Origin of the sequence: Veillonella sp. AF36-20BH (assembly GCF_003602765.1) — a bacterium.
In the GTDB taxonomy this organism is placed as follows: domain Bacteria; phylum Bacillota; class Negativicutes; order Veillonellales; family Veillonellaceae; genus Veillonella; species Veillonella hominis.
Window position 1 is genome coordinate 362,549 of sequence record NZ_QTLR01000002.1, and the last position, 11,238, is coordinate 373,786.

Here is an 11,238-nt window from a genome sequence, read left to right on the forward strand (position 1 = left end):
TATGTCTAGTAATAAATATATTGATAGTTTAATAGGATTAAGTTTTATATTTGTAATATTTCCTGTAATACCCATGTCTTTACGAATAGGTTTTTTAGGTGGTGAGTTTTCAGCAAAAGCATCATTTTATACACTATTTATTTGTTTAGTATATAGTGTATGGCTAAAAAGACATACTCTACGTCAATATCATTTATATTGGAAAGAATTATTATATATAGCTCTTTTAGGTTTCAGTATTGCTGTATCTTTAGTTCATGGTTTGATTAATTTCCCTTATTATGATTTAGTTCCTGGCACTAATTATATGAATCATAAATTGGAAGCTATAATTCAATTCATATTTAATGAAACTGTGAGTGAATATACATTATCGGTCATTCATTTTTGCTTTAGAGTTTTAAAGAACTCTTTGACTCAACTTATTTTTACATTTGGATTTTCTTATTTGATTTTCTATTGGTATAAAAATCGCTCGGAAACAATTTTGAAAATAGTAAGTAAGGGTTCATTGATTTCTGCTAGTCTAGTTGTTGTTTTTGGTGTTGTTGAACTATTTTATTTTGATAAACAGCAATGGGCACTTTCATTATTAACATACATAAGACCTATAGTTCATGCTATTGAGATTAATAATACATGGTGGCCACCATTATTTTGGCCAGAATTACAATTTAGGTCTCTATTTCCCGAACCATCCTTTTTGGGGATTTATGCAGTTATCACAATTCCTTTTATATGGAGTATTATTTTTACATCTAAGAATAAAAAGTTGGTAGGATTATCTTTCATTATTCTATTGCTTTTAGAGATGATTACCTTATTAGCTAATAGTAGAACTGCAACTGTTTTTTTTATCATAGATCACATATTGCTTGTATTTGCGCTTTGTATTCAATTTAGAAACAAAAAATTTATAATACATACAGTTCTTGTAACTTTAATAGGTCTTTTAGCTTTTGTAGGAAATATAGTATATACATCTAATGTTCTTTATGTACAAGATGCTTCTACTAAAAGTACAACTAGTACAACAATTAAAAATATTTCAACTCAGCAGGTTGCAAATGAAATCACATCTTATGGAGAAAATAATATTACGTCTTTATCTAAAAAAGGTGGTCGTAGTAATAACCAAAGATATGGTGTTATGAAAGCTGATTTGAATATATTTAAAGAAAATCCATTATTAGGAATTGGGCAAGGGTTACGTACCCCATATGTTTTGAATCATTTAGATGAAGATACATTAAATGGTGCGGAAGTAAAAATGTGGATTGAAAATATTAAAAATAAGGGCCTTATTAATATTTCTATTCCCATGTTAGGAGAATATACCTCTCGTTTATCGGAAACAGGGATCATAAGTTTTGTATTGTTTATGGGGCCTATTGTACTCTTATTAGTTAGATTGTTTATTTATGTATTTAAAAATCCAAAAGATATATGGATTATATTTTTTACAATTGCTTATATAGAGTCTTTGTTGACAGGGATAGGAACGACTTTAAATGAGCTGTATTATTTTTGGATATTATTAGGGTTTGGTTATGCATTAGTATATACGAGAAATTCATATCGTAATAAGGTGGATGAAATTAGTGAATATTAAGATTTTAGTAGCAACACATAAACAATATTGGATGCCTGAAGATTCTGTTTATATGCCGATTCATGTAGGGCGAGATGGTAAGGCTGATATTGGTTATACGGGGGATCATACAGGAGATAATATATCTTCAAAGAATGCTAATTACTGTGAATTGACGGGCCTCTATTGGGCATGGAAAAATCTTGATGCGGATTATATTGGTCTCGTTCATTACAGACGTTACTTTACACGTAAAGAGGTACGCTCTGTGGAGGATAAAAAGAATCAAATTTTAACGGGAGCAGAATGGGAGAATCTGCTTTCACAATATCCTGTAGTAGTAGCAGATAAGCGTAAATATTATATTGAGTCTAATCGTTCTCACTATAATAATGCCCACCATAGCTCAGGACTAGATGCGGCAGAGCAAATCATCGCTGAAAAACATCCCGAATATAGCGCTGCTTTCACAAAGGTATGCAATCGCACTTGGGCTCATATGTTCAACATGTTCGTGATGCGTAGAGATTTATTTGATCAATACTGTGAATGGATGTTTTCCATCTTAGAAGAAATCGAAAAACGTGTTGATATTTCTGATTATGATACATATGAAGCGCGTATCTATGGTTTTGTTAGCGAAATCTTGCTTGATGTATGGATTGAAGCTAATAATATTAACTATAAAGAACAAAATGTATCTTTCATGGAACCTCAAAATTGGATTAAAAAAGGTGGATTATTTTTAAAACGTAAATTATTTGGGAGATAATATACTGACTATGATAAAGGTAATAGAACTTCCTATAGATAAAGATATGGGAGGTTTAACATCTTATGTTCTTCAATTATATAGAATGATTGATAAAAAAGAATTTGAATTAACACTACTGAGTTATGATAATCCTCAAAATTTTGATGTAAATTATAATGTGGAGACGGTTAGTAGACCATATCATATTATTCAGTTCTATAAAAAAATGAAGTGTCTGCTTTCTGAAGAAAAAGATATCATTCACTTTCATCAATCTTATGTCAATATTATTCCTATTTTGATTGCTAAATTAGCCGGATTTAAAACTATTATTTTACATGCGCATAGCTCTAGTATAGATGATAATCGAAAAATCATACGCTTTCTAAAGACAGGATTACATAAGGTTGGAAGATTTTTATTACCTTATTTGGTTGATACTTATATAGGTTGCTCTACTAAGGCCTCAGAATGGATGTTTCCTAGAAAGTGTATAGATAGTGATTCATATTATTTATTACATAATGCGATTGATTTAGATTTATATGATAGAAATATAAATCTAGGGTTGGAGGTTAGACAAAAATTCAACATTCCTAAGGATGCATTGGTAGTAGGACATATTGGTCGTTTTACGCCTGTTAAAAATCATCCTTTTATTATCGATATATTTAAAGAGGTATTAAAACAAAATCCTAATAGTTATTTATTTCTCTTGGGGGATGGTGTAGAACGTCATAAGATTGAAAGTCTTGTAAAATCAGCAGCTATATCTGACAAGGTTATTTTTATGGGGTATGTAAATAATACTGTGGATATTATGCAAGCTATAGATATTATGATATTACCTTCTTTATTTGAAGGGCTACCCCTAATTGCTATTGAGTCTCAAGCATTAGGTATACCAATATTAGTATCTGATACGATTACACAAGAGGTTGTGTTAACTGATTTATGTAGGACTCTACCAATTGATAATCCTAAACCATGGGCTTATGAGATTATATCTAAATTTGGTAAGAATAAATATATTGATTATAGAGCTAGAATTAAAGAGTTAGGTTATGACTCCAGTGTTGCTATAAAGAAGATTGAAAATATATACAAGGGAAAACAATGAGTCTTAAAGGTTATATAAAAGAGAATCTACCATGGATTCGATCTATCTATAGAAAAAGATTGGCTCCAATTAATTTAATCCATAATATTTATGATAAGCCAGTAGTTGTTTTACTTTATCATAGAGTTAATCATTTGAATCGTGATTTATTTAATATTAATGTAACTCCTGATAATTTTGAAAGACATATTCGAATCTTAAAAAATCACTACAATGTAATAACTTTTAATGATTTAAAACGCAATGATATAAAGGAACCATCTGTTATTATTACCTTTGATGATGGATATTATGATAATTACAAATATGCCTTTCCAATTTTAAAAAAGTATCAAGTCCCAGCGACGATTTTTATAACATCTGGCGGTGTAGATACGGGTAAAGAGTTTTGGTGGGATCGATTAGAAACTGTTTTATTCGAAAATAAAAATCTACGAGAATCAATTGAGTTAGATATATTAAATCAAAGACATATATTTGATGTATCTGATGATAAAAAGCGATTACATAGTTTTTATACATTACACCATATGCTTTTTTCTCTACATCCTAATGAAAGAGATATGATGTTAGACAGATGGTATGAATCTTATGGATTGAAAGTTAATCCTAATAATAGAACTATGACCTCATCGGAGTTAATAGAGTTATATCAAAGTCAGTTAATCACATTAGGAGCGCATACTATTCATCATCCAGCGTTGAAACATATTAGTAGAGAAGAACAAATACAAGAAATACAATCTTCTAAGCTTTTTTTAGAGAACTTGTTACACACGGATATAGATATTTTTGCGTATCCTTTTGGTCATAAAGAAAGTTTTGATCAAGTAACAGAACAAATTGTTCAATATCTAGGATTCACATATTCAGTTAGTACTAAAAGAGCACAGATTCATTCTAATACTAATCCATTTTCTATACCTAGATTCGGCATTGAAGACTGGTCAGAAGATGAATTTATACGACAAATGAAGTTAGTATGGTTTGAAAATTAGGGGATTTTTATAATGTTGACTATATCTGAAATTCAAGATCATTTATATATAATGCTTAAAGAGTTTGATTCCTTTTGTAAAGAGAATGATATTAAATATTCTTTATCAGGAGGATCATTATTGGGGGCCATTAGGCATAAAGGTTTTATTCCTTGGGATGATGATATAGACATTTGTTTAAGTCGACCAGATTATGAAAAATTAATTACTATATTTCCAAAGGTTTTACATAGCAATTACCTGCTTAGATCTATTGAGCGTAATAACTCAAAATATCCTTTTGCGCGATTAGAAAAGCTTGATATCAAGATTGAAGATGAGTACAGTAATGCTAATCAGTTTTTATTTATGGATATTATGCCTGTTGATGGATTACCAAATGATAAAAATGAAGTTGTTAGTATCTATAAAAAACGTAAAGTTTATAGTAAAATGCTCGAATTATGCGATGCTAAATTATGTCATGGTAAATCATTTAGTAGAGCATTTATCAAGTCTATATTAATTATTTTTGCTAAATGTGTGGGATATAAATATTGGGCTCATAAATTAGATCAATTAGCAAAACAGTATGATTATAATACTTCTGATTATGTAGGAGCTATTACTGGGGGCGTTTATGGTGAAGCTGAATGTATGGTAAAGGTTGCTTTTGAAAAACGTGTCCCTATAGAATTTAGAGATTTAAAATTAGAGGTTTTTTCATGTTACGATACATATTTAAGTAATTTATATGGTCGTAACTATATGGAAATACCGCCAGAAGGTAAACGTAAAATATCAAGTATTAGAGCATATGAGATTTAATGTATAGGGGTATAGCATGAATATAGGTATTATTTTTGCTGGAGGAACTGGACAACGCATGAGTTCAACTGGCACACCGAAACAATTGCTAGAAGTTAATGGGAAACCAATATTAGTGTATACGCTAGAACACTTTCAAAATAATGATAATATTGATGGAATTGTTTTGGTAGTATTAGAGTCTATTATTGGAGAGGTTAGTAAATTAGTACAAAAGTATAGTTTGGATAAAGTCAAATCGATTATTCCAGGTGGAAAAACAGGGCAAGAGTCAATTTATCTTGGAATTCAAGAGTCTTCAAGACTATATGATCAAGATAGTATAGTTTTACTACATGATGGGGTTAGACCTATTATTTCTGATGAGCTAATTAATACGTGTATATCGTCCACAAAAACATATGGCAATGCCATTACTGTTTCACAAGCTATAGAAACTATTGTTTTAAAAGATAATGAGCTTTCTCATGTAGGGAAAATACTTTCTCGAGATGAATGTTTACTTGCTAAAGCTCCACAATGTTTCTATTTAAAAGATATTTATAAGGCACATGACAAAGCAAGATCTGAAAACTTGGAGTTCATAGATTCGGCATCTATGATGCAGTTTTATGGGACTGAACTGTTTACAGTAATAGGACCAGCTGAGAATATTAAGATTACAACACCTATTGATTTTTATACATTTAAGGCTTATTTAGAAGTAAAAAATAGCCTCAATATTATGGGATTATAGGCTGATATTATGCGGACAGTTAGTGCAATTAAGAATATAAATTCCACGTTAATTGTATATGGATTAAATATGGTATTACAGTTCATTATCCGTTTTGTATTACTATATTATTTATCTATTGAATATTTAGGCTTGAATGGTTTATTTGATAATATTTTGACTGTATTATCTCTTACTGAATTGGGCATTGGTCCAGCTATTATATTTAGTTTATATTCTCCTTTAGCTAATCATGATTTAGAAACAGCAAAATCAATCATGAGAATATTTAAAAAAGCATATATTTATATTGGTACACTTATTCTATTCTTAGGGTTATGTATATCGCCTTTTGTTCAATATCTTATAAAGGTACCTCCTAATATTGCATATTTAAATATTTTCTTTTTACTTTTTGTTGTTGATACGGGTATTAGTTATTTTTACTCTTATAAAAAATGCTTGCTTATAGCTGACCAAAAACAATATATAGCTAACTATTACAGAGGGATTACTCAACTGATAGGGAGTTTATTCCAAATTGCCTTAGTCATTTTAACTCATAGTTTTTGGGTATATATTATTCTACGTATATGTATGACCTTTTCTGAGAATTTTTTAATAGCTAGAAAAGCCGATCACTTATATTCGTTCTTAAATGAAAAGAATATTCAGCCTTTAAATAAAGATATATACCAAAATATTATTAGAAATATAAAGGCTTTAATACTTCATAAAATTGGTGGTGTTACTGTTTTTGGAACATCAAATATTATTTTATCAAAATTTGTAGGTTTAAGTGCTGTTGCGTTATATACGAATTATTATTTGATTATTAATGGTATCGATAAGTTGTCTGATCAGGTATTTAATGCACTAAAGGCATCTGTAGGAAATTTGAATGAGTCTCATGATGATGCTCATAAATTAGTCATTTTCAAGAGATTAGAATTTATGACAGCCTATTTGGCTTGTTTTATCTGTAGTAACTTGTACCTTTTGTTAAATCCATTTATTACCATCTGGCTAGGAAGTAGCTATCGTTTTGATGAAAGTATAGTGCTTTGGATGGTTATCAACTTCTATCTAATGTTTATGCGTAAAGGCGTCTTAGTATTTAAAGATGCTATGGGGCTCTTTTGGCAAAATCGATATATGTCCTTAATAGAGGCCTTAATAAATTTAGGATCTTCCATTGTTTTGGTTCAATATTTTGATGTTTGGGGCGTGTTATTGGCTATGTTTATTAGTACGATTTGTATGCCTTTTATAGTTGAACCATATGTTTTGTTTAAATACGGATTACGTTGGTCTTTGGTTAGTTATTTTAAACTTTATTTCCGTTATACTCTAATTACATTTATATTAGTTTATTTCAGTAAATTCTTATCACAGTTTATTGCTTTGGATAGTGGCTGGTTTGGGCTTTTACTGGGGGTTGTATGTAATAGCATCTTTATAATAGTGGCATGGGGAATATTATTTATTAGAAGTAAAGAATTAAGGTTTTATCTTGATTTAATAAAAAGTAGGCTATAAGAAGGGGATAATAATGAGAATAACTGTAACTGGTGGGGCTGGGTTTATTGGCTCTCATTTAGTTGATCGTTTAATAGAGGATGGTCATACTGTACAGGTTATTGATAACTTATATACAGGAAACAAAGAATTTGTTCATTCGAAAGCACAATTCGTAGAATTGGATATTAGAGACCCAAAGTTATACTCTGTCTTAGAAGAATTTCGTCCAGACTATATATTTCATGAGGCTGCACAAACTGAAGTTTCCACATCTATGAGTGATCCAATGTTAGATTGTGATATTAATTTGATGGGGTTAATCAATTTACTTAATGCAGCAGTAAAACTAGATGTTAAAAAGTTTTTGATGCCATCTTCTGCAGCGGTTTATGGTAATTTAGATACATTACCACTAAATGAGGAAATGATTGGAAATCCGTCTTCATTTTATGGATTAACAAAGTTAACTACAGAACATTATCTTCGTATTTATCATGAAGCTTTTGGATTACCATATATATGTTATCGCTATTCTAATGTGTTTGGTCCACGACAAGGTAATGGTGGAGAGGGGGGCGTTATTAGTATTTTTGCTAAAGCGATTGTACAAGGCTCTCCTATTATTATTTACGGTGATGGAAAACAAACAAGGGACTTTATATATGTGGATGATGTAGTTGAAGCTAATATTTTAGGTATGCAACACCAGGTTACAGGTATTTATAATGTAAGTACTGGCATCTCAAGTTCCGTCAATTTGTTAGTGGATGAGTTTAGAAATATTAGCGGTAAAGATATAGAGGTAGTTTATGATAAGCCTAGATTAGGCGATATTAGAGATTCTGTTTTGGCAACTGATAAATCAGAAAAAGAGCTTTTATTTACAGCAAAATATAATTTACACGATGGGTTAATAAAAACATATGAGTATTTTAAAACAGTAGAGGGCTAGTATTTATGAATGATGTTTTATCTTATGAGTTGGAACGCACTGCTAAAGATATTCATATTTTCTTATCTAAACTTTCAGGGAAAACTATTTTGATAACGGGGGCAACCGGATTCATAGGATCTATGCTCACCCGATTGTTTTTAGTTAGTAATATGAAATATGGAACAGATATTAATATTATTTGTTCCGTGAGAAATATAGAAAAGGCAGAGGCTTTGTTCTCTAACCTTAAGAATTCAGAACAGTTAGTCTATATTACTAATGGCCTTGTTGCATGTAATGATTCTGTTGATTATATATTTCACACTGCAGCACCTACTACATCTAAGTTTTTTGTTACACAGCCAGTTGAAACGTTAAATGGTAGCATTAGTACAACATTAGACGTCTTGCAATATGCAACAAAGAATAGAGTTAAAAAAATCGTATATTTATCCTCTATGGAACAATATGGTATTCAGCAAGTGGATTATCAAAATATGACTGAAGATGATTTAGGTTATATTAATCATTTAGATGTTAGAAGTTCGTATTCTGAAGGTAAACGTATTTGTGAATGTTACTGTAGTGCTTATTTTCATGAATATAATGTACCAATTTGTATTGCTCGCGTTGCACAATGTTTTGGTCCAGGTCTTTCACTTTTAGATAATCGTGTATCTATGCAATTTGCTAAAAGTGTTATGCATAATGAAAATATTATTTTACATACCAAAGGACAATCTGTATCAAACTTTTGTTATATAACTGATGTACTTTCCGCTTTGGTACTATTACTGTTTAAAGGAGAATGTGGAGAAGCATATAATATATGTAATAGTAATGAAACAAGAAGCATCAAAGATATTGCAAATTTAGTAGCGAAAGAAGTCGCTAAGGGTAAAATAGACGTGGTATTTGATATACCAGATAATGCCAATCAATATGGATATGCACATGATGTAAAATTTATTCTAAATAGTGAAAAAATCCAGTCGTTAGGGTGGAAACCCAAGATTAACATGGTAACAGGATATAGAAATTTAATTGATTATATAAAATATGAGAAGAACATCTCATAAGGGTAAAAAATAGTCGTACCGAATCGTATATGTTAAAAACAAGTATATTAGAGTAACTTGATAATATATAATTTGTAAAGACAGTTGATTATATCAGCTGTCTTTTTTATGTGTAAAAATTGTCACAACATTCTCATATATTTCATGTATTTTATGATGTATACAAGTCATCTAGGTAGTTACTAGTTGGCGTAGTATTCATATAGTTTAAGAGGAAGAATATGAGGTATAGAGAATGAGAGCGAGCAATATTGAATTGTTGCGTATCATTTCGATGATACTAATTATTATGCACCATTTCAGCGTGCACGGTTGTTTCCCCTTTACGCCAGATTTAACGTTTAATAAGGTGTTTCTCCAAGTATTTGGACTTGGAGGTAAGGCTGGTGTAGTCGCCTTTGTTATGATAACAGGCTATTTTATGATTTCTAGTAGCTTGAAGTTGCACAAGTTTGCCAAATTAGTTGGGCAAATATGGTTTTACAGCATTGCCATGCTCGGCATGGCTATGGGTTTAGGACTCGATACGGTGACGTCAAGGAATATGATGCTCGCTTTATTGCCCATTGGTGCCATGAGTTGGTTCGCCCAGAACTTTTTAGTACTCTATTTATTAACGCCTGTTATTAATCGAGTACTTCATTGGCTGCAGCATACATACTACGTTATACTCCTAGTGGTTTCCACGGTAATTTGGTTCTTAATGCCGACGGTGCTGAATTTGTGGCCTAATGTACCGCATACCACCTTTGGATTTAAACATATCTTTTCATTTGTCGTATTCTATTCGCTAGGGGCGTACATCAAACTGTACGGCTCACATATAACAAAGAAAATAGGTATTATTTTTACCGCCATAGGCTTTGTAGGGGCCTTTCTAGGGGATATCCTCGTCGATGTACTAGCTATGACGAATCCAGTGTATATGAAACAGATTTTCTACTTTACGCAAAATGATTATGGCTTCTTTCAATTGCTATTAGGCATTGGCGTATTTATTATTTTTTTGAAAGCAAAGATCACTTATCACCCTTGGATTAATGCGGTAGCATCTACTACCTTTGGTATATACCTATTGCATGATAATAAGCTATTCCTTCATTACATGTGGGACAATGTATTAGCAACGTATCAGTACTATGATTCAATACTATTACCTCTGTATGCAGTTCTTGTAGTGGTGCTTATTTTTGTCATCGGTATGATTGTAGACTATGTGCGGTTAGATTTCATAGAAAAACCTGTGATGAAAGCAATCACGCCGAGCCTCGAGCGAATTCAGTCAAGGGTTGAGAAAGTAGTGCCATTATAATGCGATTATCAGTGTTTTTTGGTATAATATATAAGTATTCTTACCATAAAACGGGAGGTAATTATAATGCGTAAATTCTTATATATGTTAGCGGCGTTGCTTGTATTAATTGGCATTAGCACAAACGATGTAGAAGCTCGTCAAGATGTGTATGCTACGACGTATCTCGGTAATAACTGGTATGTAGATCAAGACTCTGTAAAACGGGTGGGGGATATACTCAACTTTACGGTGTACACAACAGCAGGTCTTAGCTACAAAGTGACATCTAGTGATGACAACTATTACAATGCAGACGTATTTTACGATAATAATAAACTCGTATCAGATAATGGCCAATCCGTCTGGAAGTCGCCAGGCATGATGGCAGCCATGCGCGTGGCCCGTAGATAAACAAAAAAGGCAGG

General features: G+C 31.4%; 11 protein-coding genes. All 11 read left to right on the plus strand.

Annotated elements, in window-relative coordinates; translation table 11 throughout:
* Nucleotide 1: 1 nt before the first annotated feature.
* Complete coding sequence (locus DW000_RS04170; protein ID WP_120055242.1) at nt 2-1,612, plus strand: O-antigen ligase family protein; 1,611 nt, start codon at nt 2-4, stop codon at nt 1,610-1,612.
* Nucleotides 1,593-2,363, plus strand: coding sequence for a DUF4422 domain-containing protein (locus tag DW000_RS04175; protein WP_207798785.1), 771 nt, complete (start codon nt 1,593-1,595; stop codon nt 2,361-2,363). Before DW000_RS04170 ends, DW000_RS04175 begins: the two co-directional genes overlap by 20 nt.
* A 10-nt stretch (nt 2,364-2,373) precedes the next feature.
* On the plus strand, nt 2,374-3,465 hold the full coding sequence (locus DW000_RS04180) for a glycosyltransferase (protein ID WP_120055244.1): 1,092 nt from the start codon (nt 2,374-2,376) through the stop codon (nt 3,463-3,465).
* A complete protein-coding gene (locus DW000_RS04185) occupies nt 3,462-4,463 on the plus strand; it encodes a polysaccharide deacetylase family protein (protein ID WP_120055246.1) in 1,002 nt (333 codons plus the stop codon). The genes DW000_RS04180 and DW000_RS04185 overlap by 4 nt, the downstream gene beginning before the upstream one ends.
* 12 nt (nt 4,464-4,475) lie before the next feature.
* Complete coding sequence (locus DW000_RS04190; protein ID WP_120055248.1) at nt 4,476-5,270, plus strand: LicD family protein; 795 nt, start codon at nt 4,476-4,478, stop codon at nt 5,268-5,270.
* A gap of 16 nt (nt 5,271-5,286) precedes the next feature.
* Nucleotides 5,287-6,006, plus strand: coding sequence for an IspD/TarI family cytidylyltransferase (locus DW000_RS04195; RefSeq protein WP_008601797.1), 720 nt, complete (start codon nt 5,287-5,289; stop codon nt 6,004-6,006).
* 9 nt (nt 6,007-6,015) lie between these two features.
* Nucleotides 6,016-7,524, plus strand: coding sequence for a transporter (locus tag DW000_RS04200; protein WP_008601795.1), 1,509 nt, complete (start codon nt 6,016-6,018; stop codon nt 7,522-7,524).
* A 13-nt stretch (nt 7,525-7,537) separates the two neighbouring features.
* Nucleotides 7,538-8,458: an NAD-dependent epimerase/dehydratase family protein gene (locus DW000_RS04205; RefSeq protein WP_004692913.1), complete on the plus strand. Its 921-nt coding sequence runs from the start codon at nt 7,538-7,540 to the stop codon at nt 8,456-8,458.
* A 5-nt stretch (nt 8,459-8,463) separates the two neighbouring features.
* Nucleotides 8,464-9,519, plus strand: a complete 1,056-nt coding sequence (locus DW000_RS04210) for an NAD-dependent epimerase/dehydratase family protein (RefSeq protein WP_004692912.1) — start codon at nt 8,464-8,466, stop codon at nt 9,517-9,519.
* A gap of 235 nt (nt 9,520-9,754) precedes the next feature.
* Nucleotides 9,755-10,831 carry an acyltransferase family protein gene (locus DW000_RS04215; protein WP_101928925.1) on the plus strand — a complete coding sequence of 359 codons (1,077 nt, stop codon included), beginning with the start codon at nt 9,755-9,757 and terminating at the stop codon, nt 10,829-10,831.
* A gap of 66 nt (nt 10,832-10,897) precedes the next feature.
* Nucleotides 10,898-11,224 (plus strand): Tat pathway signal protein, encoded by a 327-nt coding sequence (locus tag DW000_RS04220; RefSeq protein ID WP_119563086.1) that lies wholly within the window; start codon nt 10,898-10,900, stop codon nt 11,222-11,224.
* The last annotated feature ends 14 nt before the right edge of the window (nt 11,225-11,238 follow it).